This window comes from Streptomyces sp. BR123, assembly GCF_013401435.1.
Taxonomy (GTDB): domain Bacteria; phylum Actinomycetota; class Actinomycetes; order Streptomycetales; family Streptomycetaceae; genus Streptomyces.
On sequence record NZ_JACBGN010000695.1, the window covers coordinates 1 to 389 of the forward strand.

General features: G+C 54.0%; 2 protein-coding genes. One reads left to right on the plus strand and one right to left on the minus strand.

The annotated features are described in order from the left end of the window. Window positions 1–197: virulence factor (locus tag HYE82_RS37085; RefSeq protein ID WP_179178604.1), on the plus strand; the 197-nt coding region annotated here is incomplete at its 5' end. On the opposite strand, the gene HYE82_RS37430 is transcribed toward HYE82_RS37085, so the two are convergent. After that, window positions 175–387, minus strand: a complete 213-nt coding sequence (locus HYE82_RS37430; RefSeq protein ID WP_256988241.1) for a cryptic plasmid protein A — start codon at window positions 385–387, stop codon at window positions 175–177. The genes HYE82_RS37085 and HYE82_RS37430 overlap by 23 nt on opposite strands. Between the last annotated feature and the right edge of the window lie 2 nt (window positions 388–389).

The following is a 389-nucleotide window of genomic DNA, read 5'->3' on the forward strand; positions in this document are numbered from 1 at the left end:
TTGGATACACCATGCGGGAATTCGGCTTTACCCGCACTCAGGGAAGTTTGTACACCTGCCAAAACGAAGATATGGCTAACCTGTTTTCAGCCATCAACGAGCTAAAAGCTCTGCCTTGGTTTCCGTCTTCTGTCCGCGATATTCGGGCGTTCCGCATTGAGCAGTGGTCTGATTTCACAAGTCTTGTGAAGTCTTAACTGCCTTACCGTCCAACATCCGCCGCAGCCCTGCCAGTTTTTGGCGCGCTGCGGCGTTTTCTGTGCGTTTTAGGGCTTCGGGTAGGCTAGCCCCCAATACTTTGGCGATATTGCTCGGATAGGGCTTTCTCGCGCCCGCAATGCGGGTTTCTGCTTCCGCTACGGCTTCTGCCCCGTAGGTCTCTATCAGCC